The 24,991-nt window shown below is 51.1% G+C and carries 29 protein-coding genes and 1 tRNA gene; 17 read left to right on the top strand and 13 right to left on the bottom strand.

Annotated features, from left to right (window positions below):
• Window positions 1–181: 181 nt before the first annotated feature.
• Both KZZ10_RS06615 and KZZ10_RS06620 read left to right on the top strand, forming a co-directional pair.
• On the top strand, window positions 182–1,168 hold the full coding sequence (locus KZZ10_RS06615; protein WP_259660695.1) for a TAXI family TRAP transporter solute-binding subunit: 987 nt from the start codon (window positions 182–184) through the stop codon (window positions 1,166–1,168).
• A 70-nt stretch (window positions 1,169–1,238) separates the two neighbouring features.
• A complete protein-coding gene (locus KZZ10_RS06620) occupies window positions 1,239–3,161 on the top strand; it encodes a TRAP transporter permease (protein ID WP_259660696.1) in 1,923 nt (640 codons plus the stop codon).
• A 108-nt stretch (window positions 3,162–3,269) separates the two neighbouring features.
• Here the strand turns inward: KZZ10_RS06620 and KZZ10_RS06625 are convergent, their stop codons facing one another.
• The 4 genes from KZZ10_RS06625 to KZZ10_RS06640 all read right to left on the bottom strand — a co-directional run bounded on the left by KZZ10_RS06625 (window position 3,270) and on the right by KZZ10_RS06640 (window position 5,612).
• A complete protein-coding gene (locus KZZ10_RS06625; protein WP_259660697.1) occupies window positions 3,270–3,728 on the bottom strand; it encodes a hypothetical protein in 459 nt (152 codons plus the stop codon).
• A 380-nt stretch (window positions 3,729–4,108) separates the two neighbouring features.
• The gene (locus KZZ10_RS06630) at window positions 4,109–4,855 is read right to left on the bottom strand and encodes a hypothetical protein (RefSeq protein ID WP_259660698.1); all 747 of its coding nucleotides are present in this window, start codon (window positions 4,853–4,855) and stop codon (window positions 4,109–4,111) included.
• 198 nt (window positions 4,856–5,053) lie between these two features.
• The gene (locus tag KZZ10_RS06635) at window positions 5,054–5,386 is read right to left on the bottom strand and encodes a type II toxin-antitoxin system RelE/ParE family toxin (RefSeq protein WP_259660699.1); all 333 of its coding nucleotides are present in this window, start codon (window positions 5,384–5,386) and stop codon (window positions 5,054–5,056) included.
• A 1-nt stretch (window position 5,387) separates the two neighbouring features.
• Entirely contained in the window at window positions 5,388–5,612 is a 225-nt protein-coding gene (locus KZZ10_RS06640) for a hypothetical protein (RefSeq protein WP_259660700.1), read from the bottom strand.
• A gap of 389 nt (window positions 5,613–6,001) precedes the next feature.
• Here KZZ10_RS06640 and KZZ10_RS06645 point away from each other — a divergent pair, with 389 nt between their 5' ends.
• Window positions 6,002–6,349, top strand: a complete 348-nt coding sequence (locus tag KZZ10_RS06645; protein ID WP_259660701.1) for a DUF3024 domain-containing protein — start codon at window positions 6,002–6,004, stop codon at window positions 6,347–6,349.
• Between the two features lie 108 nt (window positions 6,350–6,457).
• On the opposite strand, the gene KZZ10_RS15460 is transcribed toward KZZ10_RS06645, so the two are convergent.
• From KZZ10_RS15460 to KZZ10_RS06670, 6 genes are all read right to left on the bottom strand, one after another.
• On the bottom strand, window positions 6,458–6,775 hold the full coding sequence (locus KZZ10_RS15460) for a type II toxin-antitoxin system RelE/ParE family toxin (RefSeq protein WP_375372541.1): 318 nt from the start codon (window positions 6,773–6,775) through the stop codon (window positions 6,458–6,460).
• The gene (locus KZZ10_RS06650; protein ID WP_259660702.1) at window positions 6,772–7,011 is read right to left on the bottom strand and encodes a hypothetical protein; all 240 of its coding nucleotides are present in this window, start codon (window positions 7,009–7,011) and stop codon (window positions 6,772–6,774) included. The genes KZZ10_RS15460 and KZZ10_RS06650 overlap by 4 nt, the downstream gene beginning before the upstream one ends.
• Before the next feature lie 177 nt (window positions 7,012–7,188).
• Window positions 7,189–7,464: a type II toxin-antitoxin system RelE/ParE family toxin gene (locus KZZ10_RS06655; RefSeq protein WP_259660703.1), complete on the bottom strand. Its 276-nt coding sequence runs from the start codon at window positions 7,462–7,464 to the stop codon at window positions 7,189–7,191.
• Complete coding sequence (locus KZZ10_RS06660; protein WP_259660704.1) at window positions 7,461–7,733, bottom strand: type II toxin-antitoxin system Phd/YefM family antitoxin; 273 nt, start codon at window positions 7,731–7,733, stop codon at window positions 7,461–7,463. The genes KZZ10_RS06655 and KZZ10_RS06660 overlap by 4 nt, the downstream gene beginning before the upstream one ends.
• 140 nt (window positions 7,734–7,873) lie before the next feature.
• A tRNA-Phe gene (locus tag KZZ10_RS06665) sits at window positions 7,874–7,949 on the bottom strand.
• 41 nt (window positions 7,950–7,990) lie between these two features.
• Window positions 7,991–8,974, bottom strand: a complete 984-nt coding sequence (locus tag KZZ10_RS06670) for a Bug family tripartite tricarboxylate transporter substrate binding protein (RefSeq protein ID WP_259660705.1) — start codon at window positions 8,972–8,974, stop codon at window positions 7,991–7,993.
• A 77-nt stretch (window positions 8,975–9,051) separates the two neighbouring features.
• On the opposite strand from KZZ10_RS06670, the gene hemA reads away from it, so the two are divergent.
• The 5 genes from hemA to KZZ10_RS06695 all read left to right on the top strand — a co-directional run bounded on the left by hemA (window position 9,052) and on the right by KZZ10_RS06695 (window position 13,291).
• Window positions 9,052–10,326 (top strand): glutamyl-tRNA reductase, encoded by a 1,275-nt coding sequence (gene hemA, locus KZZ10_RS06675; protein ID WP_259660706.1) that lies wholly within the window; start codon window positions 9,052–9,054, stop codon window positions 10,324–10,326.
• An 80-nt stretch (window positions 10,327–10,406) separates the two neighbouring features.
• Window positions 10,407–11,489, top strand: a complete 1,083-nt coding sequence (gene prfA / locus KZZ10_RS06680; RefSeq protein WP_259660707.1) for a peptide chain release factor 1 — start codon at window positions 10,407–10,409, stop codon at window positions 11,487–11,489.
• Window positions 11,489–12,310, top strand: coding sequence for a peptide chain release factor N(5)-glutamine methyltransferase (gene prmC / locus KZZ10_RS06685; protein ID WP_259660708.1), 822 nt, complete (start codon window positions 11,489–11,491; stop codon window positions 12,308–12,310). Before prfA ends, prmC begins: the two co-directional genes overlap by 1 nt.
• A gap of 79 nt (window positions 12,311–12,389) precedes the next feature.
• On the top strand, window positions 12,390–12,716 hold the full coding sequence (grxD, locus tag KZZ10_RS06690; protein WP_259660709.1) for a Grx4 family monothiol glutaredoxin: 327 nt from the start codon (window positions 12,390–12,392) through the stop codon (window positions 12,714–12,716).
• The gene (locus tag KZZ10_RS06695) at window positions 12,713–13,291 is read left to right on the top strand and encodes a UbiX family flavin prenyltransferase (protein ID WP_259660710.1); all 579 of its coding nucleotides are present in this window, start codon (window positions 12,713–12,715) and stop codon (window positions 13,289–13,291) included. The genes grxD and KZZ10_RS06695 overlap by 4 nt, the downstream gene beginning before the upstream one ends.
• Here the strand turns inward: KZZ10_RS06695 and ttcA are convergent.
• From ttcA to KZZ10_RS06710, 3 genes are read right to left on the bottom strand one after another with little or no spacing between them, the layout of a single operon-like run.
• Window positions 13,223–14,197, bottom strand: a complete 975-nt coding sequence (ttcA, locus tag KZZ10_RS06700; protein WP_259660711.1) for a tRNA 2-thiocytidine(32) synthetase TtcA — start codon at window positions 14,195–14,197, stop codon at window positions 13,223–13,225. The two genes, KZZ10_RS06695 and ttcA, sit on opposite strands and share 69 nt — an antisense overlap.
• A gap of 1 nt (window position 14,198) precedes the next feature.
• Window positions 14,199–15,299, bottom strand: a complete 1,101-nt coding sequence (mnmH, locus tag KZZ10_RS06705) for a tRNA 2-selenouridine(34) synthase MnmH (RefSeq protein ID WP_259660712.1) — start codon at window positions 15,297–15,299, stop codon at window positions 14,199–14,201.
• Entirely contained in the window at window positions 15,296–17,080 is a 1,785-nt protein-coding gene (locus KZZ10_RS06710; protein WP_259661018.1) for a M61 family metallopeptidase, read from the bottom strand. The genes mnmH and KZZ10_RS06710 overlap by 4 nt, the downstream gene beginning before the upstream one ends.
• Before the next feature lie 30 nt (window positions 17,081–17,110).
• Here KZZ10_RS06710 and KZZ10_RS06715 point away from each other — a divergent pair, with 30 nt between their 5' ends.
• The 9 genes from KZZ10_RS06715 (at window position 17,111) to atpD (ending at window position 24,988) form a co-directional block, all read left to right on the top strand.
• Window positions 17,111–17,887 carry an enoyl-CoA hydratase gene (locus tag KZZ10_RS06715; RefSeq protein WP_259660713.1) on the top strand — a complete coding sequence of 259 codons (777 nt, stop codon included), beginning with the start codon at window positions 17,111–17,113 and terminating at the stop codon, window positions 17,885–17,887.
• A gap of 207 nt (window positions 17,888–18,094) precedes the next feature.
• Window positions 18,095–18,526, top strand: coding sequence for an ATP synthase subunit I (locus tag KZZ10_RS06720; RefSeq protein WP_259660714.1), 432 nt, complete (start codon window positions 18,095–18,097; stop codon window positions 18,524–18,526).
• A gap of 43 nt (window positions 18,527–18,569) precedes the next feature.
• Window positions 18,570–19,448 carry a F0F1 ATP synthase subunit A gene (atpB, locus tag KZZ10_RS06725; protein ID WP_259660715.1) on the top strand — a complete coding sequence of 293 codons (879 nt, stop codon included), beginning with the start codon at window positions 18,570–18,572 and terminating at the stop codon, window positions 19,446–19,448.
• A 116-nt stretch (window positions 19,449–19,564) separates the two neighbouring features.
• Window positions 19,565–19,804, top strand: a complete 240-nt coding sequence (atpE, locus tag KZZ10_RS06730) for a F0F1 ATP synthase subunit C (protein WP_259660716.1) — start codon at window positions 19,565–19,567, stop codon at window positions 19,802–19,804.
• A gap of 127 nt (window positions 19,805–19,931) precedes the next feature.
• A complete protein-coding gene (locus KZZ10_RS06735; protein ID WP_259660717.1) occupies window positions 19,932–20,402 on the top strand; it encodes a F0F1 ATP synthase subunit B in 471 nt (156 codons plus the stop codon).
• 17 nt (window positions 20,403–20,419) lie between these two features.
• A complete protein-coding gene (locus KZZ10_RS06740; protein ID WP_259660718.1) occupies window positions 20,420–20,959 on the top strand; it encodes a F0F1 ATP synthase subunit delta in 540 nt (179 codons plus the stop codon).
• Window positions 20,960–20,990: 31 nt separating this feature from the next.
• Window positions 20,991–22,532, top strand: coding sequence for a F0F1 ATP synthase subunit alpha (gene atpA, locus KZZ10_RS06745; protein WP_259660719.1), 1,542 nt, complete (start codon window positions 20,991–20,993; stop codon window positions 22,530–22,532).
• A 92-nt stretch (window positions 22,533–22,624) separates the two neighbouring features.
• Window positions 22,625–23,533 carry a F0F1 ATP synthase subunit gamma gene (gene atpG / locus KZZ10_RS06750; RefSeq protein WP_259660720.1) on the top strand — a complete coding sequence of 303 codons (909 nt, stop codon included), beginning with the start codon at window positions 22,625–22,627 and terminating at the stop codon, window positions 23,531–23,533.
• Window positions 23,534–23,587: 54 nt separating this feature from the next.
• A complete protein-coding gene (gene atpD, locus KZZ10_RS06755) occupies window positions 23,588–24,988 on the top strand; it encodes a F0F1 ATP synthase subunit beta (protein WP_259660721.1) in 1,401 nt (466 codons plus the stop codon).
• Window positions 24,989–24,991 lie beyond the last annotated feature (3 nt).

Here is a 24,991-nt window from a genome sequence, read left to right on the forward strand (position 1 = left end):
ACAAGGTTCTGAATACGTTGGATTGTATTTTTCGACGATACGCCTGAAATGTGAGGCTAAGACGTGTCTATAAAACTAGTAGCGATTCACTGCAACCAAAAAAATCTTGCAAGGAGGAAAAAACTCCACTAGCATGATCCTGCAGATGTAGTGAACACTACATAAAAAAGGAGCTAACGCCATGATCACGACTCGTCTCATCGCAGGACTGTTCTCTAGTGTTGTATTGCTTACTAGCCAATTTTCATATGCCAATCCCATCGCTCCAGAAAAAGTAACGCTCGCCGGCGGATCGGTTGGAGGGGCGTGGAGTGCAATTGGCACCGTCATCGGGGAAACCCTTCGAAAGGAGTACCCAGGCACCTCGTTTACTTATGAACCTGGCCGAGAATCTGGAAACGTTGTCCTCGTATCGCAAGGTAAGGTTCAACTAGGGATTGCACACGCTCAGTTCGCGAAGCGCGCCTTAGAAGGACTCGATCCCTTTAAACAGCCTCTTAGCGATTTGCGCGCGATCGCAATGATTGACCCTCAAGCGGCTGTTCAGATTTTTGCGAGAACCGCGTCAGGGATAACGAGTATTGAGCAAATCCGCGACAAGAAAATGCCAGTGCGTGTAGCCTTGAACTCGAAAGGCACACTGATGGCGATTACCGGGGAACAAATTTTTGAAGCCTATGGCTTCTCAGTCAAAGATATCGAAAGTTGGGGCGGACGTGTCAACTATGTTGCTTACAACACGGGACTCGACCAGGTCAAGAACGGTCAAATCGATTTAATCATCAACATGCTTGCATTTCCCTCCAGTCAGGTAGTGAGTGCTGCACGTGACACTCCACTCAAAATGCTTGGCTTGAGCCCTGCCGCAATTAAAACTCTCAATACAAAGCTCGGAACTGCGACAATTGATGTGCCTGGCAACACCTACTCCTTTGAGCCGGTAGCAATTCAAACTGTTAGAGGTAGCGTAGTTGTTGTTGCCTCCGCAAAAATGAAGGATAGCGAAGCACAAGCAATCGTTGAAGCGATGCTCAAAAATTTTGCTTTCCTTCAAAAAGCACATGCCACACTTGCTCGTTTGACTCCTGAAAGTCTGGCGCAAACGGCACCTCTCGCGCTGCATCCCGGCGCAGCGGCAGCCTATAAAAAAGCCGGTCTAATTAAGTGATGTCGCATCGGGCAATTCGTGATTCGGATTGCCCAGCGTCGAAACAATCTAGTACTCGCGTGAGGCAAACATGAGCGTATTTTCGACATTTATCGAGCTGTGTAGCGTTGGTCGTGCTCGGCAACTAGACCCACTGGGATCTGCGCTGAACACCCTGATATCGATTGCGCTCGCGGTTGGTTTTTTCGCAATTGCCGCTGGCGTTTATGTTGATCAAACGATCGCCTTACATATTTTCCTTGGCGGTACCCTAACGCTTGTATTTTTAAACACGACAGGGAACGCTCGCCGCCCACAAACTTCGTCGTTTATTTCGTACGGACTGGCATTATGCTCAACCTTGGCCTGTCTGTACTTCGTCGTAATGGGCGAAGCACATAGCAACCGACTGCCAGTACTTGACGCACTGACGGGCTGGGATATGGTTTTTTCGTTGATGCTGATTGTTCTGGTCCTTGAAGCGACACGTCGCACAATCGGCATTGTGCTAGTTGCGCTCGTTGGTATTTTTCTGATCTATGCCTTGATTGGCGGAGACATTGGTGGTGGCTTCTCTCATCGCGGCATGGGCTTAGAGGAGATGCTTGACCACCTTGTTTTTACCACCAATGGTCTTTTTGGCCCCGCGCTCGAAGTGGCTGCCTTTTTGGTTTTCATCTTCGTCCTCTTTGGCGCAATCTTTGATCGTTTTGGTGGAGCGGACTTCTTCTACGATATCTCCAACGCGCTGGTCGGCAAGCAGGTCGGTGGCAGTGCAAAGGTTGCTGTCGTGTCCTCTGGACTGTACGGGTCGGTATCAGGCTCACCGACGGCAGATGTTGTCACAACAGGCTCTTTCACTATTCCGTTGATGGTGAAAACTGGCTTTACCAAAACCAGGGCCGCAGCGATTGAGGCCGCCGCATCGACTGGCGGTTCAATCCTTCCTCCTGTCATGGGATCTGCCGCATTTTTAATGAGTGACTTCACCGGCATCCCCTACGGAACAATTGCTGCAGCTGCGGCAATTCCCGCCTTGCTATATTACTTTTGCATATACACCAGCGTATCCCTGTACGCGAGCAAAACAAATATTGCTGTCATGAACCAAGGAGTAATTCCCTCGGCTGGGACCGTCTTGAAGCGCGACTGGGTATATCTGATACCGCTTGTTACCATTGCTTGGGCGGTCTTGGCATTAAATCGTCCCTCTTACGCCGGCGCTCTTGCCTGCGCCGCTATTGTTCCGGTGATGCTGTTAAAAACCAGACCTCGGTCTGATATTTTCCCTAGACTGATCAAAAGCTTAAGTGATGGGATCTCTCGGGTACTTACTGTCGGCGTGGCATGCGCTGCGGCGGGACTTGTGATCGGTACGTTATCGATGACAGACCTAACTGGCAAGATCAGCTCTGCCTTGTTTGCAATGGCCCAAGGAAATTTTCTGCTGACGATCTCTACTGCCGTGGGTGTCATTATTATTTTAGGTATGGGAATGCCCGTTCCTGCCGTTTATGCATTGGCGGCTGTGCTTGCAGCGCCAGCACTTATTGCGCTCGACATCCAGACGTTACCGGCACATTTGCTCATAGTCTACTTCGCTGCGGTATCGGCGATTACCCCGCCTGTCGCAGTCGCGGCCTTCGCCGCTGCATCCATCGCACAAGCCAATCCGATGCGAATCGGTTTTCTAGCCTGCCGAATCGCAATTGTTGCCTTCGTCATTCCCTTTGTTTTTATTGTGCAGCCTGCATTGCTGATGATTGGCTCACCGATAGAAATTATTTCTGTCACCCTGTACGCTCTTCTCGGCTGTCTATGCTTAACAGCGATGTTCGAGGGGTATCTGTTTGGTCACGTGGGTCGATTAGAAAAACTTGTTTTCCTGGGCGTCGCCCTTCTACTTTTCGCACCGATCGGACACTACAGACTCCTGCCCTTTGCACTTATGCTCATTTATCTATATTGGAAGCGTCGAACATCACGTCAAGCGCAACGTGTTTCACCTATCTAAATGCTTTTTGATGCACGATCACTTTCAAATTTAACGCCCTACCAATACGACCTACCGTGCTTTTGGGATGTACATGGCCAGCAATGTCCCGTGACTGGACGCTCGATCCTATCGCCCATCTTTTCCTTCTAATAACCTTTTCAGGATCTTGACCTGTTCGGTGTATTCCTCTTGATAGTTTTCCAAGTCACTTACCGCATATCCTCCATAGCCATAAATTTTAGAGTAAGCGGCATATTCAGCGGCTGCCACAGCGTTTCCATTAATGGCATTCGCTAACGCATATGTCGCCGAAACGGCAGAGTGTTTGGTGCCATCAAGTGATTTAGAGCCTTGGTGCTTATTGGCAACATTAAATATGGACTTTTGAAGATCTTCAAATTCGACTTGGGTGAGCTTGCCATCAAGGTATGACTTGAAGTCTTGATATCCAGAAAGTGCCTCATCAAGCTCTAAAAGATGATTGATGCGGGCAGCACAGGCAAAACAAAACGCAAAACGTATCCTCTCCATTTCTGGAGTCGTTAATCCTACTTTGTCTACAAGCGCTCTTAGTTCAATATTCATAAAATAATTCTAACAATATGACCCAAAAAAGCAAAAAACCCAACGCGATCGCAGGGGTGTGGCCATCTAAAAAAATCAATCGGGCTTGGGCTTGAAGTGCATGCGCAGAGATGCACTCATCCGATCGTTCTCAGGCCTATGTAGAGAAACTTTTGAGTCATCCTGCAATGATTGAAGGGGAACAGGATCCACTTAATGAGAAAGTGCGTGATAAGTCATACGACATTGAAATCGAAAATATGGGTTTAATTGTGTAAGACTTGCCAGAGAGTCCTCATGTCAGTTTGTGAGTCAGAATGGTGATTTCCTTTCGACAATTAAATAAGTTCCTTTTACGGTCAGCTGACGGTAGGGCAAAGACAGTCTAAGTCACCTTGTTGTTAGCGGTGTTTGCCGACTGCAAGCGAGATAATCAACAGCCCAGACATGACTACCAGTCCTAACAGAAACCACGGGATGCGTGTGCGAGAGGCGGCAGGGAGTTCCTCGCGAAAAGTGGTCATCAGCAGAGAACCGCCAAGGAACGCCGTAACGATGGCCAGGATGAAGTCATTCGCCGGTGGCAGTAAGTAGGCTGCGCCGAATCCAGCGCCGACTGAAGCTATGCCAATCCACCGCGTCTCATGCGCGAACTGCGCGGGGTGAGCCCGGGCTAGCGCTCTATCGGCAAGCAGCAGGTGACCGGCAAGCACTGCAGTAAATAAAATGGCGTAGCTCCAGCCGGTAGTGACCAGCGAGGGAAGCGTGTAGCCGTAGATCACACTACCCGAGGCAAATGACGCCATGTGCACGCGAAAGCCTATCTTCGTGGATAAGCGTCCTTCCTCGGTTCTTACGTCTAGGATGAAGAAGATCACCATGCCGATCATTGCTGTCAAAAAAAGCCCGGTTTCGGTAATCGGTGTCGGCGTAAATTTGATGATATCCAGTTCGCTCAGTGCGCGGCCACCCACGGCTAATTCGGGCATCAGGTGCATGAATATGTAGGCGATGGCTGCGCCACCACCAACCGATGCCAGAACATCTTGAGTCTTTGAGGGCAATGTTGAGACTCGAAAGGCCGAGAAATGCACAGCTGCCAGAGAAATAGCAAGGGCGAGAGCAATTAGCCAGTCGGCTTCAGTCATTGATCTGTAGGTCACAATTTATCGCAGTTTTTTTTTGAATAATCATGAGGAGATCTTATCAGTACTGTCCGGATAAAAGGTTTTTTAATTTCCGGTTGTACTTCCAAAACACAAAAACCCCAGCGCGCGGATGCAGGGATTTTTCAATTTCAGATGATGGCCCGGGGCGGAATCGACCGGGGTTGAGGATGTCGATCCTTATTGAAACCTTTGTCGAGATAGCATTGCTTGGGTGATGTCTCGCTTGGGGTGGAGGACTCGGCAAAGCTCTATGTGATCCATGAACACCTTATAGTAGATCTGGTGTGGGAATCGTTTCAAAGACCAAGATTTGATGCCTTCGATTTCCAACTCAATTGCTGTACGCGGCGATCCAATGTTCGGATGTTGGCCCACCTGCTCTAACGCTTCATCGACGGCTAAGGAAAAACTCTCCGCAATGGGGGTTCCCGCGTTCTCTCGGTAGTAATCCACGGCATCGAGTGCGTCATCAATTGCATGACGGTGCGGCACGATAGATCTTGCGCCCATTTCAAAACTCTCCTCTGGCACGAGCCCGCAGCCGTTCAAAGAAAGCGGGTGTAATTGGATCGCAGAGCGGTGAATTTAGGCCGGCTAGCAATTGTTCACGCAGCCACGCTCGGTCTTGTTGAGCTTGAATGCTATTTGATTCGTAATCATCTTCATTGCCACCATCACGGCTGAAAGGCTTGGGCTCAGATAAGGTATTTCGGGTGTTTGGTAGATGTAGTGACATGGCTTCTGACTCCTGAATCGACCTTCAATTCTGAATGATTTTTAGCCGACTGTCTGTTTCAAACTGTAACCATCTTGCTTTTTAAATCAACGCTGCCGTAACTAGACGCTCGAGGTTTCGTCTGGTCAAAAGGACGTTGCCAACCTGTAAACCATGTGCTCGGTATAACACTGAGTAAAAGCAAGCCCACAAAAGCAAAAACCCCAGCGCGAACGCAGGGGTTCTTTCAGTTGTAGATGGTGGCCCGAGGCGGAATCGGCCAGAGTCTGAGGATGTTTAATCCTAGTGCCGCAACCGTCTAGTTGCTGGACAGTCAACACTTTAATTTCGTCATGCTCAGGTAAGATTAAGAATATGCTCCATACATTCGTAATAACCACATACAGACCATGGCGTTTAGCATTGAAGAAATAGGCAGGATTGATCATCTAGTCGGCGACTGGTGTGTCCAAAGAGTGCCGCCGGAGTTAAAGAGCAAGATCGACCACGACTACGAGATCGATGGCCAAGCAGTAACAATTCTTGAGGTTCGGCCTTTATGGCGTGGGAAACCTGGTGAGATTACGAGAAGACCGTTTGCCAAATTCAGGTACATTAAAACTAGTAGTTTTTGGCAGATTTATTGGGTGCGTGCCAGCGGTAAGTGGCAGTCCTATGAGCCCGATCCCGTCGCGAGAGACCTCGAATCCGTCTTAAAGATTGTTGAGGCTGATCGGCACGGTTGCTTCTTTGGCTGATGGTACTGAAAAGCAAAAACCCCAGCGCGAACGCAGGGGTTTTTTCAGTTTCAGATGGTGGCCCGGGGCGGAATCGACCGGGGTCGGAGGATGTTCGATCCTGACTTTCTATATGTTTAAGTAATTTGGCATGTCCCGCTTGTGATGCAGCAGCCGAAAGATGTCGACCCCTTGAGCGTCAGATATGTAAATGAGTGAATATGGAAACTTTGTTAACGACCAAGTTCGCAATTCAGGTAATTTCATTGAGGTGCCTAGTCGCTTAGATCCTGCATCTGGAAATCTACTAATGAATTTGTAAGCCTTTTCAAGGGCAACGAGGAACTCGGTGCCGGCTTTGGCAGCTTGCAAATCGATGTAATGGTTAATCACGCTATGAATGTCTTGGTTCGCCAGTGCGTGTACTCTAAATGCTCGAAGGGTCAAGAACGGATGCCCTGTTTGAGTTTGTTGCGTAATGACTCGAAGTACTCTTCATTCATTTCAGCAACTACAGGCGAATTCATTCCATCCAGTACTTTTTGACGCAAAACAGCGAGCTCTTCTTCGCGCGTTACAAAACGCATCATGAAGTCGTGAGCAGATTCCAAACCTGCATAGCTCGCACTTTCTGAAAGAGCAGATAGCTGAGCATCTGTTAAATCTAATGTCATTTTTGGCATACCCCAATGCTAGGCGTTGAAATTGAGTTTGGCAATCACTGGATACTGCCCGATACATCCAGTTACAAGCCCTCAAAAGCAAAAATCCCAGCGCGAACAAAGGGGTTTCTATAGTTTCAGTGGTGGCCCGGGGCGGAATCGACCGGGGTCTGAGAATTTCATATCCTACCTACCAAATTAGTAAACCTCGTCGTGATCCCCAACATTGATTGGAATAATCTCACTCTCCGTAATGATGAGTTCAAGAGTAATTCTGTACTTCAGATTAATAGAGACGCTGTGCAGACCATTTAGTTTTCCCTTAAGAGCGTGCAGCCTCAGCGATGGGTGGTGTGGGTTTACTGTTAACAGTTCAAGGGTCTTGGTGTACTGAACTAGTGCCTCTGGGTGTTGCTTTATGAATTTTGCGGCTTTGCGGTTGTACTGCTCTGTATAAATTAACTGCCAGGTCATGCGGCCAACTTTGCGTTCAGTTTGTTGATACGACGAATGTGTTGGGCAACTGTTTCTTTTACATAGCGACCAGCGTCGAGATCGGCTTTAGACTCAGCAAGTGCGGCTTCAAGTTCGCATTCTCGAAGATATTGGTATTGCTCTTCGCTCATCACGATGTACTTAACTTGACCGCGAACGGAAACAGCAACTTCAGGTTGCGTAGCGAGTGCTTCCTCGATTGCTTTCACACCTTTAGTTTTGAGGTCATTGGCTGAGATTGTGCTCATGATGAATTCCTGTTTAGCATTGCTAACAGTATAGTCAATCGTGTGGTTAAAAGCACTATCAATCGTCATTAGAAACATCCAGTTACAACCCCACAAAAGCAAAAACCCCAGCGTGAACGCAGGGGTTTCTATAATTTCAGTGGTGGCCCGGGGCGGAATCGAACCACCGACACAAGGATTTTCAATCCTCTGCTCTACCGACTGAGCTACCGGGCCATCTGAAGGGCGAAATGATACACCAATTTACCGACGCCCGCTCAGTCTAACTTTGCATTGGTCCGTTTCAGAATCGCGCCATAGAAGTCGCGCTCTTCGGCAAGCATCTTGCTGACGTCCGCAGGGGATCCAATTGTGACGTCCATAGCCTGGGCTTCAATCTTCTTTTGGATAACGCCATCTTTCCTGATTGCTTCCATTGCCTCATTTAGCTTGGCGACGATGGCAGGCGGCGTGTTAGCCGGGGCAAAGAGAGCGGTCCACGTCCGAATCCCGAAATTAGGTACACCACCTTCTGCCACGGTTGGGGTGTTGGTCAGGAAGCTGCTGCGCTCGGGGCCAGTCGTTGCGATGAGCTTGATACGCCCCTCTGCTACGTAGTCCATCATATTGCCCACAAGTGAGGTGATCATGACATCGATACGACCTGACACCAGATCATTGATGGCGGTCCCTGCTCCCTTGTAGGGAATGTGCAACATGTTGATTTTTGCGGAGTCGTTTAGTGCTTCGGCGGCGAGGTGCTGAGCCGAGCCGTTGCCGGACGAAGCAAAATTCACCTTACCCGGATTCGCTTGGGCGTACTTCACGAGCTCTGGAATCGAGGCGACACCGAGTTTGTTTGAAACCAATACACCCATTGATTGCGTCGTGGCTAGGCTAATTGGTTGTAAGTCTTTGACCGCATCGTAGGTCGGTGTTTTGTGCAGTAAAGGCGTAATGACGGTCGCTGGGGTGCCCATAAACAGTGTGTAACCGTCAGGTGCCGCGCGAATGACAAACTCGGTGCCAATTAGGGTGCCTGCACCCGCCTTGTTATCGATCACGACAGGTTGTCCAAGCTTCGTGCTCAGCTCCTGCCCAAAAAGACGCGCGACAATATCGGTCGAGCCAGCCGCGGCGTAGGCCACCACGATGCGAATTGGCTTGTTTGGGTAGGTGTCTTGGGCATAACTGGAGCCAAACCCAAGGACTTGGGTCAAAAATAGTAGGGTGCCTGTAAGGACTTTTAGGTTTAAACGCATGGGTACTCCTCCTCTGCGCCCTATAATGACATATCCATGTAAGTCTTGCCCCTAATTAATTCTCAGCCACTGCATTCATGTCGGTTAGCGTCCTCGCGTTGGGTTTAAACCATGTCTCGGCTCCGGTCTCGGTGCGCGAGCGTGTTTCCCTGCCCGAAGATCTTGTGCAGCCAGCACTCAATGCGTTGCGGCAAGCGTTTGGTGGTGCAGTCAAAGAAGCGGCAATTCTGTCGACCTGTAACCGCACGGAGCTGTACTGCGCGGCGGAGCCTCATGTCGCGGATCAGCTGCCAAGCTGGCTGGCTGAATTCAATAAGATTGAAGCCGGTGCACTAGCGCCGCACGTGTATTTGCATGGCCGCGACGAAGCGGTGCGTCATGCGTTTAGGGTGGCGAGTGGACTGGATTCAATGGTTTTGGGCGAACCCCAAATATTAGGTCAAATGAAAGACGCCGTGCGCGCCGCCGAAGAGGCTGGTGCGCTTGGGACCTTATTGCATCAATTGTTTCAGCGCACCTTCTCGGTAGCGAAAGAGGTGCGCTCAACCACAGCCATTGGCGCACAGTCGGTGTCGATGGCAGCCGCCGCTGTGCGTTTAGCCGAGCGAGTGTTTGGCGATTTAGCGCAGTGCAAAGTGTTGTTCATTGGTGCTGGCGAAATGATTGAGCTTTGCGCAACGCATTTCGCGGCGCGGCAACCAGCGTCAATTGTTGTTGCCAATAGAACTCTAGAACGTGCTGAAAATCTAGCGAATCGTTTTTCTGCTAGCACGATGCGTTTAGCGGATTTGCCAGATCGGCTGGCCCAGTTTGATGTTGTGGTGTCCTGTACGGCTAGTACTTTGCCGTTGCTTGGTTTAGGAATGGTTGAGCGTGCAACGCGTCAGCGTAAACGCAAGCCGATGGTGATGGTGGACTTGGCTGTGCCACGGGATATTGAGCCAGAAGTCGCGCAACTTGATGATATCTATCTCTACTCTGTAGATGATTTAGGCGCAGTAGTGCAAAGTGGTACCGATGCGCGACGTGCAGCGGTCGTTCAGGCAGAAGCGATCATCGACGCCCGTGTAAGAAACTTCATGCACTGGATGCAGGTGCGTGCGAATGTCCCTGTCATTCGCGATTTACAGTCGACGGCGCAATCGATTCAAGCCCTCGAGCTTGAACGCGCTAAACGACTGCTGGCCAAGGGTGAGTCTCCCGAAGCCGTTCTTGAACAGCTAGCGCATGGTCTAACGCAAAAATATCTGCATGGGACCATGACCGCGCTCAATCAGAGTGACGTAACCGAGCGCCAAGAGCTGTTGCATTGGCTGCCACGTTTGTTTCCTTCGGGTACTGATCGGCGTTAGCGACGCTGCATCAATTGCGCTCTTGCGCCCGACTTGCACTTGTCTGTGCACCCCCTTAATAAAATAGTTAAACGACATTTATGAAACCTTCAATGCGCTCTCGCCTAGAGCATTTGTCCCGAAGATTGGTCGAGCTCGATGCTCTATTGGCAGAGCCCGACGCGGCAAACGATATGAATCAGTTTCGGAAGTTGTCGCGTGAGCGTTCCGAGCTTGAGCCCGTCGTGAAAGCGTTTGAGGCGTTTGAGTCGGCGGAGTCGGATCTAGCGGGCGCGCGCGAAATGCTCGAAGATCCCGAGATGAAGGCGATGGCGTTAGATGAGATTGAGGATTGCAAAGCCCGCATTGAAAAGCTGGGCGCCGAGTTGCAGTTACAGCTTTTGCCGCGCGACCCCGATGATGGACGCAGTGTGTTTTTAGAAATTCGAGCGGGTACTGGCGGAGATGAGAGCGCACTTTTTTCTGGCGATCTGCTGCGTATGTACACCCGCTATGCCGAGCAGCAAGGTTGGAAAGTGGAACTGATGTCTGAAAGCCCCTCTGAACTTGGTGGCTATAAAGAAGTCATTGTCCGTCTGGACGGTGAGGGCGCTTACGGCCGTTTAAAGTTTGAATCGGGCGCGCACCGCGTGCAGAGGGTGCCCGCAACCGAGGCACAGGGCCGGATTCATACCTCTGCATGTACGGTAGCCGTCATGCCCGAAGCCGATGCTGCAACAGAAATCGTGATTAATCCGAGCGAGCTGCGGATTGATACGTTCCGCGCAAGTGGCGCAGGGGGCCAACACATCAACAAAACGGATTCTGCTGTGCGCATTACGCACTTGCCGACTGGTTTAGTCGTGGAGTGCCAAGACGATCGTTCACAGCATCGAAACAAAGACAAGGCGATGCAAGTGCTTGCCGCTCGCCTAAAGGATAAAGTGCAGCGAGAGCGACACGACAAGGAAGCTGCAACGCGCAAGAGCCTTGTGGGGACAGGCGATCGGTCTGAGCGCATACGCACCTACAATTTTCCGCAGGGTCGCTTGACAGATCACCGAATCAATCTCACGCTCTATAAGTTAGGTACGATCATGGAAGGTGATCTTAGCGATGTGACCGGCGCCCTGATTGCTGAGCATCAAGCAGAAATGCTTGCAGCGCTAGGTGACGACGCATAATGCAGACGGCGCAGTCGCTCGCGCAAATGTGTGGACTTCCTCGGCTCGAGGCGCGCATGCTACTTGAGCATGTATTGCAGGAGTCGCGGGAATGGCTTCTCGCACATGACACGGATCCAGTCTCGGCTGAGCAGGCTGCATCATTCTTAACTCTTGCTGCGCAGCGGCGTCAGGGCACGCCGATGGCCTATCTGGTTGGCGTACGTGAGTTCATGGGGCACCGGTTTGAAGTGTCCCCTGAGGTATTGATTCCGAGACCTGAGACCGAGCTGTTGGTGGAGCTTGTGCTGAGATCCTGTCTTGGACTCAAGCGGCCGCGAATCTTAGACCTCGGAACAGGTAGCGGGGCGATAGCTGTCAGTATCGCGCTAGAGAGACCAGATGCAGAGGTCGTGGCTTCGGATCAAAGCGTCGCCGCCATAACAGTGGCACAACGCAATGCCCACGCGTTTGGTGCAAAGGTACAGTTTTGGCAAGGCAATTGGTATGAAGCCCTACCGTTGGAAGGGCAATTTGACGTGATCGTCTCAAACCCCCCTTATATTGCTGCAGATGATGTGCATTTAGCTCAAGGCGACTTACGGTTTGAGCCAAAGGATGCGCTCACCGAGCACGGAGACGGGCTGAGTGCTTTTCGAATCATTGCCGCAGGAGCAATGCTTAGACTAGCGCGAACGGGTGTGATTTGGCTAGAACACGGCTTTGCGCAGGGGCCCGCTGTGACCCAAATTCTTGAAAGCAATGGTTTTGAGAACGTACAAACACTCCCAGATTTAGCCGGTTTGCCTAGAGTCACCGGCGGGGCGTTGCGGAACTTATAATTGTTTTATTGTTCTATTTAGTTCTTCAAATATCTTTACTGCTATTTTCTAATCAAACTATTTTCTTTGTAGGGTCATCATGAGCGACGTTCAAACATTTATCCGTGAAACCGTAACCAATAATCCAGTGGTGCTGTTCATGAAAGGAACTGCCCAGTTTCCTCAGTGCGGGTTTTCTGGCCGCGCAATTGAAATCTTAAAAAGCAATGGGGTCACCAAGCTCGTCACGGTCAACGTGCTCGAAGACGAAGAAGTGCGCAGCGCAATCAAAACATTTTCGCAATGGCCCACCATTCCTCAGTTGTATGTCGGTGGCGAATTCATCGGTGGCTCGGACATTATGGGCGAAATGAATGCTAGCGGCGAACTGAAAACCGCACTGGTAGAAGCAGGCGCGACCGAGTGAGTAAACGGCGTTTAGTCATCGGTGTCACGGGAGCGACTGGGTCGCTCTACGCGATTCGCATGATGCAAACCTTGCGTGCGAACGCTCCAGACGTTGAGACGCATTTGATTGTGTCAGCCTCGGGGGTGCTGAATATTAAGCATGAGCTTGATATTGGTCGTCACGAGGTCTATGCGCTGGCTGACAAGGTACATAGTATCCGCGATGTCGGCGCGACCATTGCGAGTGGAGCCTTTGAAACGGCAGGAATGGTTGTTGTGCCTTGCTCAATGAGAACGCTTGCTGCCGTCGCGATTGGGTTGTCGGACAACCTGATCACTCGTGCGGCAGATGTCACACTAAAAGAGCGCCGGAAATTGGTGATGGTTGTACGTGAAACGCCCTTTAATCTAGCGCATCTACGCAACATGACATCAATCACCGAGATGGGAGGCATTGTTTTTCCTCCACTGCCTGCCTTCTATCATCGGCCTAAGTCTATCGAGGAGATGGTGGATCACACCGTGTCACGTATTCTTGAGATGGTGGGTATCGACGTGAATGGTCCACGCTGGGCCGGTACCGACGGAGCTTGATTCGCACGCGTCTTGCGTACGATCGGCTGTCGTTTCCGAAGTATCAAACGCCGTGTCTCCTTGCGGATTGGCGATACCATCTGGTTTAAGTCCTACAAAATCAAAGAGTGTCGTATCCATCAAATGCGATGGTGCGATATTTGCCAGAGCCTTGAAAGTATTCCAGGCACGACCGGGATCTTTCCTGTCCCATTGCGCAAGCATTTCTCCAATCTCTTTGCGTTTCAGATTCTCTTGAGAGCCACAAAGATTGCAAGGAATAATTGGGAATTGCTTGAGCTGCGCGTAGGCGATGAGATCCGCTTCTCTGATGTAGGCGAGCGGACGAATCACGGTATGCCGTCCATCATCCGAAACAAGCTTAGGCGGCATTGCTTTGAGTTTTGCCCCATAAAACATATTTAAAAAGAATGTTGCGAGGATATCGTCTCGATGATGACCAAGAGCAATTTTGGTCGCACCCAATTCGCTTGCGACACGATACAGAATACCGCGGCGCAAGCGCGAGCAGAGCGAGCAGGTCGTTTTGCCCTCGGGGATGAGACGTTTGACGATGGAATACGTGTCTCGCGTCTCGATGTGGAACGGGATGTCTAGTTTCGTCAAATATTCGGGAAGAATATCTGCGGGAAAGCCGGGCTGCTTTTGGTCAAGGTTGACCGCAACGATTTCGAAATCAATGGGGGCGCGTTGGCGCAACGTCATCAGGATGTCGAGCATGCCATACGAATCTTTACCGCCGGATAAGCAGACCATTACGCGATCGCCCGCTTCAATCATGTTGTAGTCCGCAATTGCTCGTCCTGCCTCACGCATTAAGCGCTTGGACAGTTTGTTTTGCTCGAGGCGTTGGCGCTCCTCGGAAAACCTCGTTGTTTGCGTGGGGTTGAAGTCAACAGACTGCACGTCAGTATCCTGCTTGAGTCAGATAGTGTGTAACGGCCAAGCGATCGCCAGAAAAAACAATCCGCGATGCTTTGCCTGCACGTTGATGCTCGTACATTGGATCGTAATATTCTGTTAGCAGTGGCCGTATCCATTCGCGGTGTGCATCAACGACGCCTGAGTGGGCTTGTATGCGAAGCGCATCTTGCATCAGGGACTGTAGCCGCGCGTGCCGCTCGCCGCCGAGTCGTTTATAAACATTTTGCAGGCTCTCGAGTAAGCGTTGGCTGAATGCCTCAAAACCTGCTTCAGGACCCAACTTATTTTTAAATTGCGCACCAAGATCCTCTATGTAATCGTGCAAGATGCGTTCAACGCGGGATGCATGGGATTCTTCTACCCACACAACCGGGCTCGCGAGCATCGCTTCGCGCAGTGGGATAGGTAACGCACAGCGCCCAATCAGTCTTGACTCGTCCTCAAGCGCAATGCGCGTGATCTGTTGTGTACGCAGGCGCATGAAAGCAATCGCGAGACTGTTGTCAAAGTCAATTTGGGTTGGCTGCTCACTGGCATGTTTGCCAAAGCTTGAGCCGCGATGGTGAGCAAGCTTTTCGAGATCAATAGTCGCTTTAAGATTTTTGACGACTTCTGTCTTGCCACAGCCTGTAAAGCCGGCGATTAGTATGAAATGGGACTGCGCGATCCCTTGTGTTAGTTGCTCGAGCAGAAAACTGCGCATCGCCTTGTAGCCACCGACGACACGAGGGTACTGAATACCTGCATCGGCCAGCCACTGCTGCGAAATGCGCGAACGTAAGCCACCACGAAAACAGTAAAGATATCCGTCTGGATTTGCGCTTGCAAACTGTACCCATCTAGCAACACGCTCGTCTTTGGTGCTCCCACTGACGAGTTCATGACCAAGTTTGATCGCTGAGTCTTGCCCTGCTTGTTTGTAACGTGTGCCAACCCGGTGACGTTCCTCATCCTCCATCAACGGTAGATTGATTGCACCAGGAAACGCCCCCTGTGAAAACTCCACAGGCGCACGCACATCGAGTAGCGGCACGCCACTATTCAGAATCTCTGCATAGTTGTCTGAGTCTGTGCGGCTAGTCATGCTTTTGTCGCAAGGGTGAGTTTGCATTCAGTCTGAGCTGGAGTAGCAAGTGTCAATTCGAACTGACGTAACTCATCGCGTCTAAACACATGTATTTTGACGCGATCACCTGGCTGATAGTGTGCGAGAAGTGTGTCGACTGTATTGCTAACCGAATCGACTTTGAGACCGTTAATCGCAACGAGTATATCGTTGGCTGACAATCCGGCTTGATGCGCGGAGCCGTGTTCAAACACAGTTGCGATCACCAGATGTTCGCCTTGTTTTCGAACGCGCAGACCAACACTCGGTGTTTTGGATGTGGCGCGCCATTGCAGCGTGATGCCATGCTGCTCGAAGAGCTTTGCAAGCGGAATGTCGTTACGGCCATAAGCCCAGGCTTGAACTTCGCCGCGTACATCGACACCAGTCGCCTCCCGAACGAGGGCAGGAAATTCGTTTTCTCGTAACCCTTTGGCCCCACCTGTATAGAAGTCTCGTCCAAAGCGATTCCACATCAGGCGCATAACGTCATCGAGGCCGTGTTGCCCTTGAGTTGCATGGCGGATAGTTAAATCCAACGCGAGTGCAACCAATGACCCTTTTGTGTAATAACTGACTAAGGCGTTTGGTGAATTCTCGTCTTGTTTGTAATAGCGCGTCCATGCGTCAAAAGAGCTCTCCGCGACAGATTGTTTCGCGCGTCCTGGGGTCGCCCAGACTGATGCGATTTGTTTGCCCAGAGTTTTTAGGTAGGTGGGTTGATCGATCACTCCACTACGCAATAGAAATAGGTCGTCGTAGTACGACGTGAAGCCCTCAAAAATCCAGAGTAGCTCTGTGTAATTTTCTTTCCCTAAGTCATAGGGGGCAAACGCGGCCGGTTTGATGCGTTTGACGTTCCAAGTGTGAAAGTATTCGTGACTGACCAATCCTAGGAAGGTTTGATACCCGTCTGATGTTTTTTCCTGCCCAGTGATCGGTAAGTCTTTGCGCGCAGCCATCAGTGCCGTGGATGCGCGGTGCTCAAGACCGCCGTAGCTGTCTCCGGTGACCATGGTCATGAAAACATATTTCGAAGCGCAGTCCAAGAAGGGAGCCTGCTGAGAAGTTGGTTCAAAAAACCGTATCTGCGCTTCACAAATACGTTTGACGTCCCGTACGATGCGCGGCAAATCTAGGCCTGGAATGACTCCAGTGAATACCAGTTCATGTTGTGCACCGCAGGCGTTAAAGCGAGCGACTTGTGGACGGCCCATTTCAATGGGGTGATCAATGAGGGCGTCGTAATCTGGCACGGAATAGACAGAAAAACCTTTCGATCCTTGTGTATGACGCTCGCGCACACTCAGCGGCATGCTTGTGTAGACGGACCATCCTAGACGGCCGGGGGGTGGGGAGAGCGTCAACTGACAGGGATGGGTTTCCTGACCATGCGCCTTCAAAAATACGCTCGTGCCATTGAAAAAACCATGACTTTCGTCAAGATGTGCGCCACGAACAGATAAGTCCCAAGCGTATATTTCTGCATCGATGGTGAGTGTGCCACGGCAAGGGGCGATGCGCCAAGTATGGTTATCGACCTTCTTGATCGCTAAGTTTTGACGACCGCAACGCGCGGTGATTGACTCTACTTGCCGAGCAAAATCGCGTATTAAGTAGCTCCCGGGAATCCAGGCAGGCATGGAAATGACCTGTCCGGTAGGATTTGGCTCGGAGATCGTTAGGGTCGTGCGCACGCGGTGACCGGCTGGATCGAAGGGTTCTAAGCTGTAAAGTAGAGGTTTGCGGTTCATATCGATATCTTATTTCACATTTCCACGGAGACACACATGAGCGAAATTTTTGTACTGAGCGAAACGCGTGGTCGGGTCGGGCTCTTGACGCTCAATCGCCCCAAAGCCTTGAACGCTTTAAACGATCAGTTGATGGATCAACTGGGTGCCGGACTGCTAGCCTTTGATGCAAATGATGATATCGGGTGCATCGTCATTACCGGTAGCGAAAAAGCGTTTGCAGCCGGAGCGGATATTGGTGCCATGAAGGACTGGTCTTACATGGACGTCTACAAGACTGAATACATCACACGCAATTGGGAAACGATTCGTCGTATTCGTAAGCCCGTGATCGCTGCAGTTGCTGGTTATGCTCTGGGCGGTGGCTGCGAGCTCGCGATGATGTGTGACTTTATCTTGGCTGCAGACACGGCCAAATTTGGTCAGCCAGAAATCAAAATCGGCGTGATCCCCGGCTCTGGAGGTACCCAACGCTTACCTCGCGCCGTGGGTAAGTCTAAGGCGATGGAAATGGTCTTGACAGGTCGCATGATGGATGCGGTTGAGGCCGAGCGCGCGGGGCTCGTATCAAGAATCGTTGCTGCAGATCGTTTACTAGAAGACGCGATTGAGACGGCTACCGTGATTGCTGGCATGTCGTTACCTGCAGTGATGATGGCTAAAGAGTCCGTTAACCGCGCCTACGAGTCCTCATTAAGTGAGGGGGTTTTGTTTGAACGCCGTCTATTCCATTCTTGCTTCGCGATGGCAGACCAAAAAGAGGGCATGGCTGCTTTTGTAGAGAAGCGTAAACCTACTTTTAAGCATATGTAAGCGTTCACTTTCACTCCAAGCGCGGTTTGGTTGGATAGCGTACTTTCCTTACGGGTCTCCCCCAATAGGGTTTGCATGAAGGGATAAAAAAACGCTATACTTATTGAGTTTGCCGGCGAAAGCACTTTCAGCTGAAATTCAGGTTGATTTGGGTTTAAAGCGTTGTCGCCTGGTTAGTTAAGCGCATACGTTCTGGGGGAATCAAATATGGGTGCCCTCGAGTCAGAAAAGCTTGAAATAACCGCGGCAGATTTAGAGCGGATTAACCAACGCTCGCGCTTGGAGCTCGTGCAAATCGTTAAGGCACAGGCTTTACTGGGTTTAGTCGTGGCCAGTCTGGCATGGTTGATCGCAGGCGTAGATGCGGGGTTGTCGGCTTTGGCAGGTGCGGGTACGTATTTTGTACCCAACGCTATTTTTGCGTTGCGTTTATACGTCGCAACGTTTCGTCCAGGGGGCTCAGGCCCAGTTCTTTTCCTGATTGGCGAAATGTTGAAGGTAGGCGCGGCGGTTGGTTTGTTGTGGGTTGTGGCCCAAGTGGGTGGTGATCGCGTTCAGTGGCTGGCGGTATTGGTCGGGCTGATCGCAGTGCTCAAAGGCTACGTCTTAATGTTGATGTTCGGGCGTGCCCGAATCTAGTTTGATCTGTCGAATCTTTTACTGAATTTTTTAGAGATTTATCATGGCCGCTGCCGCCGACGCATCTCCTCAAGCCGCATATATTCAGCACCACTTGGTGCACAACAATAATATCGGCAAAAAACAGGATCTGATCGCGAATTTCGACGTAATCAACTATGACTCCATTTTTTGGGCATTGGTTACCGGATTCATCGCGATTTTGTTTATGTGGTTAGCCGCGCGACGCGCCACCGCCGGCGTTCCTGGTCGGTTGCAGGCTTTCGTTGAGATGTTGGTTGACATGGTAGACCAGCAGGCCCGTAGCATCGTTCCAAGTGAAGAAACACGGAAGTTTGTGGCACCGCTTGCGATGACCGTTTTTCTGTGGATTGTGCTGATGAACGCGTTGGACTTGATTCCAGTCGATTTGGCTCACGTCATTTTTCACGCAATTGGTCTGGGTGATGTGGGCGGTCCCTTGCATTACCACCGTATATTGCCGACCGCCGACTTAAATGTCCCGATGGGCATGTCGATGGGTGTCCTGCTCTTGATGCTGTACTACGGAATCAAGATTAAGCATCCTGGCGGCTTCGTCAAAGAGCTTTTCACTGCACCATTTCACGCTCATGGCTTCGCTGCCGTGTTGCTTGCACCGGCTAACTTTTTATTGAACCTGGTTGAATACGCGGCCAAGTCAGTTTCGCTCGGTATGCGATTGTTCGGCAACATGTTTGCCGGTGAACTCGTGTTCATGCTGATCGCGCTGCTGGGTGGTGCATGGACAGGCTTTAATGCCATGAGTATCGGTTTAGGAGTTGGCCATATCTTGGCTGGTTCAGTTTGGGCGATCTTTCATATTTTGATCGTGTTGCTTCAAGCATTTATTTTCATGATGCTGACCCTTGTGTATATCGGTCAGGCTCACGAAGGGCACTAATGTTTCGCACCCGAGGCTTTGTTCGCTTCGGTTGCAGGCAGGTTTATGTAGCAGTTTGTGGTTAAATTTTTGTTTTTTTAAATTTTTGATACTTAGATACTAATCAAGGAGTTGTCATGACTAACGTCGCTTTCGTTGCTCTCGCTTGCGCTTTCATTATCGGTTTGGGTGCGCTTGGCGCTTGCATCGGTATTGGCATGATGGGCGGCAAGTACCTCGAAGCTTCGGCTCGCCAGCCTGAGCTGATGAATGCCCTGCAAACCAAGATGTTCTTGTTGGCAGGTCTGATCGACGCGGCATTCCTGATCGGTGTCGGTATTGCGATGTTGTTCGCATTTGCCAATCCCTTCCAGTAAATTGCTCGGGGGCTCGCGCCTTCGGGGGCGAGCAAAGATGCCGCAGCGGCTGTTCCGCTGACGGCTTATGGATCCAGCTTCGTGGGGCTAATGCCTACAAAGCTTAAGATGTAATAGGGAAACGACCGTGAATCTGAACGCGACGATCTTTTTCCAGATGATCGTGTTCTTTGTTCTAGCTTGGGTCACGATGAAGTTCATCTGGCCTCCGCTGACAAAGGCAATCGACGAGCGACGCCAAAAAATCGCTGAAGGCTTGGCTGCTGCCGAAAAAGGCAAGACAGACCTCGCACAAGCACAGGCTCGTATCGGCTCGATCGAGGCATCTGCGAAAGCCGACCTGCATGCCCGTATGACGGACGCTGAAAAACATGCTGCTCAAATTGTTGAGCAAGCTCGTGCCGAAGGCGAAAGCGAGCGCGCACGCATTGTTGCTCAAGCGAAACAAGATGCTGCACAAGAAGTTCAACGTGCGCGTGATGCGCTGCGTGACGATGTGGCAAATCTGGCCGTTAAAGGTGCTGAGCAGATCCTCAAGCGCGAAGTAGATGCTCGCGCCCACGCCGAGTTGCTCACGCAACTTAAGGCACAGCTCTAATCCCCGAGGTCGACATCATGGCAGAACTTTCAACCGTTGCCCGGCCTTACGCGGAAGCGTTATTCGCTGTCGCGAAGCAGGATAAGGCAGGTCTACCGGCTTGGGCTGAGCAGGTTCAACAGCTGGCCGATATCGTAGCGATCGAAGATGTGCGTGTTGCGATGGCAGACCCTCGGCTTGAAGATGCGCAGCGCGCCAGTATTTTTCTTGGGCTCGTAAAGCCCGAGGCCTCTGCTGCAATGCAAAGTTTTGTGACCTTATTGGTTGCGAATGATCGTCTAAGCTTGTTGCCTTTTGTCGCTGAGCAGTTCCATGCGTTGAAAGATGAGGCTGAAGGTGTTGCGCAAGCCGACATTACCAGTGCATTCCCGATGTCTGAACAGCAAGTTGCCGAGCTGGTAAAGCTGCTCGAACCCAAGTTCGGACTCAAATTAAAGCCCCACGTGAAAACTGATGCTTCCCTGATCGGCGGTGTGCGCGTTCAGGTGGGTGATCACGTGCTCGATACATCCGTGCAAGCCCAGTTGGTCCGCATGCGCGACAAGTTGGTGGCATAGCGCCAATCTACAAGATTCCAGGAGTCTGAACATGCAACTCAATCCGTCAGAGATTAGCGAACTACTTAAGAACCGCATCGCGGGTCTGGGTACATCGTCCGATATTCGTACGCAGGGCACGGTTGTTTCCGTGACCGACGGCATTACCCGTATTCACGGTCTGTCTGACGTGATGCAAGGTGAAATGCTTGAGTTTCCCAATAATGTGTTCGGTCTGGCACTGAACCTCGAGCGCGACTCCGTTGGCGCCGTTATTTTGGGTGACTACACGGGCGTTTCTGAAGGCGACGCTGTTAAAGCAACAGGTCGTATTCTAGAAGTGCCCGTTGGTCCCGAGCTGCTCGGTCGCGTTGTGAACGCGTTGGGTGTGCCTATTGATGGAAAAGGCCCAGTCAATGCCAAGCAAACTGACATTATCGAAAAAGTAGCGCCTGGCGTTATTGCCCGCCAGTCCGTGTCACAACCGCTGCAAACTGGTTTGAAGTCGATTGACTCGATGGTTCCAGTTGGTCGTGGTCAGCGCGAACTGATCATTGGTGACCGCCAGACAGGTAAAACGGCTGTTGCGGTAGACGCCATCATCAACCAAAAGGGCAAGGGCGTTAAGTGCGTCTATGTCGCGATTGGCCAAAAAGCTTCGACAATCAACAACGTGTTGCGCAAACTCGAAGAGTTTGGCGCAATGGAATACACCATCATCGTTGCTGCCGCTGCCTCTGACTCGGCTGCGATGCAGTACTTGTCAGCTTACGCTGGCTGCACGATGGGTGAGTACTTCCGCGACCGCGGCGAAGACGCTCTGATCGTATACGACGACTTGACCAAGCAAGCTATTGCTTACCGTCAGGTTTCATTGCTCTTGCGACGCCCACCAGGTCGCGAAGCATATCCTGGTGATGTGTTCTATCTCCACTCACGTCTGCTCGAGCGTGCTGCTCGCGTGAACGAAGCCTACGTTGAGAAATTCACAAACGGCGCAGTGAAGGGCAAGACAGGCTCCTTGACAGCATTGCCGATCATTGAAACACAGGCGGGTGACGTATCGGCCTTCGTGCCAACGAACGTGATTTCGATTACCGACGGTCAGATCTTTCTTGAGACAGACTTGTTCAACGCCGGTGTGCGTCCTGCTATTAACGCAGGTATCTCGGTGTCACGAGTCGGTGGTGCGGCACAGACCAAGATCATCAAGAAATTGTCCGGTGGTATTCGTACCGACTTGGCGCAGTATCGCGAACTTGCTGCCTTCGCACAGTTTGCTTCCGACCTAGACGATGCAACGCGTCGTCAGCTTGAGCGCGGCAAGCGTGTGGTTGAGCTGCTTAAGCAACCGCAGTACCAACCGTTGCAAGTTTGGGAATTGGGCGTGATCCTGTTTGCCGTGAACAACGGTTACCTGGATGACGTTGAAGTCTCGAGCGTGCTGCCATTTGAGAAGGGCATCAAAGACTATCTCAAGTCCAAGCATGCAGGCATGATCGAACGCATCGAAAGCAGCAAAGAACTCTCCAAAGATGACGAAGCAGAATTAGTCAAAGCATTGGTGGAGTTCAAGAAGCACGGTACGTTCTAAGCAACCCGCTATAGCGCGGATTGGGTGCAAGCCTGATCTGCGACACAGCAGATGGTCTGAAACCTGTAAACAGGTCTGACACAGGAAGCGAAATGGCAGGAATTAAGGAAATTCGAACCAAGATCAAGAGCGTGCAAAACACGCGCAAGATCACAAAGGCTATGGAAATGGTAGCCGCCTCCAAAATGCGCAAAGCGCAGGAAAGGATGCGTGCTGGTCGTCCGTATGCCACCAAAGTCTACGAGATGGCTAGCCACATGATGGAAGCCAATCCTGAATACACGCATCCTTTTCTGATTGAGCGCACTGGGCTCAAGGCGGTGGGGATTGTTGTGGTTTCAACCGATAAAGGACTTTGCGGCGGCCTCAATACAAACATTATGCGTTTGGTGCTCAATCGCATGCGTGAGTTCAACGACAAAAATATCAAGACGCAGTTCACTGCACTGGGCAATAAAGGCTTGGGTGTATTGACGCGTATCGATGCAAATGTTGTTTCTCAAGAGATCGGTCTTGGTGATAAGCCTGAGCTCGATCGTTTGGTGGGCGCCATTAAAGTGCAGCTAGACGACTATTTGGCTGGACGCGTGGACGCGGTCTATATCGCGACTAACCGGTTCATCAATACGATGAAGCAAGAAGCAACGTTTACACGACTGTTGCCTTTGCCCGGCAAACTTGTCGACCCGTATCAAGCATCTTCTGCCGATAACGAAGAGAAAGAAAGCGTTACGGCAGAGCATGGTTGGGATTACCTCTACGAGCCTGATGCTCAAACTGTTATCGACGAGTTGTTGCAGCGTTATGTCGAAGGTTTGGTGTATCAGTGTGTCGCAGAAAATATGGCCTCTGAGCAGTCGGCCCGCATGGTTGCGATGAAGGCAGCCTCGGACAATGCGAAGAAGGTGATTGGTGACCTGCAACTCGTCTATAACAAGACGCGTCAGGCTGCCATTACCAAAGAAATTTCGGAAATCGTAGGGGGCGCCGCGGCGGTCTAATTTCTAGACAGCCCAACGGTTTCCCATTAGACAGTTATCAAGTAAGGATCAGACATGAGCAACGGAACCATCGTTCAGTGCATCGGCGCCGTGGTGGATATTCAGTTCCCCCGCGATAATATGCCCCATATCTATGAGGCGCTCCGCTTAGCGGATGACTCATCAGCATTTGCTGAAAAAGGCTTGACCTTCGAGGTGCAGCAGCAATTGGGTGACGGCGTTGTCCGCACCATTGCGCTGGGCTCAAGCGATGGTTTGCGTCGTGGAATGGCAGTGTCCAAAACGGGCGCGGCGATTTCAGTTCCTGTTGGCACGGGTACACTCGGCCGTATCATGGACGTGCTCGGTCGCCCGATCGATGACGCGGGTCCTATTCAAAGCACAGAGCTGCGCGAAATCCATCAACCTGCACCAAAGTTTGACGAATTGTCGCCTTCAGTTGAACTGCTCGAGACTGGCATCAAGGTGATTGACTTGGTGTGTCCTTTTGCTAAGGGCGGTAAGGTCGGTCTGTTCGGTGGTGCCGGTGTGGGCAAGACCGTGAACATGATGGAACTGATCAACAACATCGCCAAGCAACACAGCGGTTTGTCAGTGTTTGCTGGTGTGGGTGAGCGTACGCGCGAAGGTAACGACTTTTATCACGAGATGGAAGAGTCCAAGGTGTTGGACAAAGTTGCGATGGTGTTCGGTCAGATGAACGAGCCTCCTGGCAACCGTTTGCGCGTTGCGCTGACAGGCCTGACCATGGCTGAAAAATTCCGTGATGAAGGGCGTGACATTCTGTTCTTCGTTGACAATATTTATCGCTACACGCTGGCCGGAACAGAAGTGTCCGCGCTTCTGGGTCGTATGCCATCTGCTGTGGGTTATCAGCCAACACTGGCTGAAGAAATGGGCGTTCTGCAAGAGCGTATTACTTCGACAAAGACTGGCTCGATCACTTCGATTCAGGCCGTGTACGTGCCTGCCGATGACTTGACCGATCCATCGCCTGCAACTACGTTCCAGCACTTGGATTCGACTGTTGTGTTGTCGCGTGATATCGCCTCGCTGGGTATTTACCCAGCTGTGGATCCACTTGACTCAACCAGCCGTCAGCTTGATCCAAACGTTGTGGGTGAAGAGCATTACAACGTTGCACGTGGTGTGCAGCAAACGCTTCAGCGCTACAAAGAATTGCGCGACATTATCGCGATTCTGGGTATGGATGAATTGTCGCCAGAAGACAAGCTGGCAGTGGCTCGCGCACGTAAGATTCAGCGCTTTCTGTCACAGCCTTTCCACGTTGCTGAAGTGTTTACTGGTTCGCCAGGCAAGTATGTTCCGCTGTCTGAGACACTGCGCGGCTTTAAGATGATTGTGAGCGGCGAGTGTGATGCATTGCCCGAGCAGGCGTTTTATATGGTCGGCGGCATCGATGAAGCGTTCGAGAAAGCCAAGAAGCTCCAATAAGGA

The sequence above is a fragment of the Zwartia hollandica genome (genome assembly GCF_019923725.1).
Classification (GTDB): Bacteria; Pseudomonadota; Gammaproteobacteria; order Burkholderiales; family Burkholderiaceae_B; genus Zwartia; species Zwartia hollandica.

Excerpts from the sequence above, each read along its gene's own strand:
- KZZ10_RS06615 (WP_259660695.1), top strand. The coding sequence starts at position 182 with ATGATCACGACTCGTCTCATCGCAGGACTGTTCTCTAGTGTTGTATTG.
- KZZ10_RS06620 (WP_259660696.1), top strand. The coding sequence starts at position 1,239 with ATGAGCGTATTTTCGACATTTATCGAGCTGTGTAGCGTTGGTCGTGCT.
- KZZ10_RS06625 (WP_259660697.1), bottom strand. The coding sequence starts at position 3,728 with ATGAATATTGAACTAAGAGCGCTTGTAGACAAAGTAGGATTAACGACT.
- KZZ10_RS06630 (WP_259660698.1), bottom strand. The coding sequence starts at position 4,855 with ATGACTGAAGCCGACTGGCTAATTGCTCTCGCCCTTGCTATTTCTCTG.
- KZZ10_RS06635 (WP_259660699.1), bottom strand. The coding sequence starts at position 5,386 with ATGGGCGCAAGATCTATCGTGCCGCACCGTCATGCAATTGATGACGCA.
- KZZ10_RS06640 (WP_259660700.1), bottom strand. The coding sequence starts at position 5,612 with ATGTCACTACATCTACCAAACACCCGAAATACCTTATCTGAGCCCAAG.
- KZZ10_RS06645 (WP_259660701.1), top strand. The coding sequence starts at position 6,002 with ATGGCGTTTAGCATTGAAGAAATAGGCAGGATTGATCATCTAGTCGGC.
- KZZ10_RS06650 (WP_259660702.1), bottom strand. The coding sequence starts at position 7,011 with ATGCCAAAAATGACATTAGATTTAACAGATGCTCAGCTATCTGCTCTT.
- KZZ10_RS06655 (WP_259660703.1), bottom strand. The coding sequence starts at position 7,464 with ATGACCTGGCAGTTAATTTATACAGAGCAGTACAACCGCAAAGCCGCA.
- KZZ10_RS06660 (WP_259660704.1), bottom strand. The coding sequence starts at position 7,733 with ATGAGCACAATCTCAGCCAATGACCTCAAAACTAAAGGTGTGAAAGCA.
- KZZ10_RS06670 (WP_259660705.1), bottom strand. The coding sequence starts at position 8,974 with ATGCGTTTAAACCTAAAAGTCCTTACAGGCACCCTACTATTTTTGACC.
- hemA (WP_259660706.1), top strand. The coding sequence starts at position 9,052 with ATGTCGGTTAGCGTCCTCGCGTTGGGTTTAAACCATGTCTCGGCTCCG.
- prfA (WP_259660707.1), top strand. The coding sequence starts at position 10,407 with ATGAAACCTTCAATGCGCTCTCGCCTAGAGCATTTGTCCCGAAGATTG.
- prmC (WP_259660708.1), top strand. The coding sequence starts at position 11,489 with ATGCAGACGGCGCAGTCGCTCGCGCAAATGTGTGGACTTCCTCGGCTC.
- grxD (WP_259660709.1), top strand. The coding sequence starts at position 12,390 with ATGAGCGACGTTCAAACATTTATCCGTGAAACCGTAACCAATAATCCA.
- mnmH (WP_259660712.1), bottom strand. The coding sequence starts at position 15,299 with ATGACTAGCCGCACAGACTCAGACAACTATGCAGAGATTCTGAATAGT.
- KZZ10_RS06715 (WP_259660713.1), top strand. The coding sequence starts at position 17,111 with ATGAGCGAAATTTTTGTACTGAGCGAAACGCGTGGTCGGGTCGGGCTC.
- KZZ10_RS06720 (WP_259660714.1), top strand. The coding sequence starts at position 18,095 with ATGGGTGCCCTCGAGTCAGAAAAGCTTGAAATAACCGCGGCAGATTTA.
- atpB (WP_259660715.1), top strand. The coding sequence starts at position 18,570 with ATGGCCGCTGCCGCCGACGCATCTCCTCAAGCCGCATATATTCAGCAC.
- atpE (WP_259660716.1), top strand. The coding sequence starts at position 19,565 with ATGACTAACGTCGCTTTCGTTGCTCTCGCTTGCGCTTTCATTATCGGT.
- KZZ10_RS06740 (WP_259660718.1), top strand. The coding sequence starts at position 20,420 with ATGGCAGAACTTTCAACCGTTGCCCGGCCTTACGCGGAAGCGTTATTC.
- atpA (WP_259660719.1), top strand. The coding sequence starts at position 20,991 with ATGCAACTCAATCCGTCAGAGATTAGCGAACTACTTAAGAACCGCATC.
- atpG (WP_259660720.1), top strand. The coding sequence starts at position 22,625 with ATGGCAGGAATTAAGGAAATTCGAACCAAGATCAAGAGCGTGCAAAAC.
- atpD (WP_259660721.1), top strand. The coding sequence starts at position 23,588 with ATGAGCAACGGAACCATCGTTCAGTGCATCGGCGCCGTGGTGGATATT.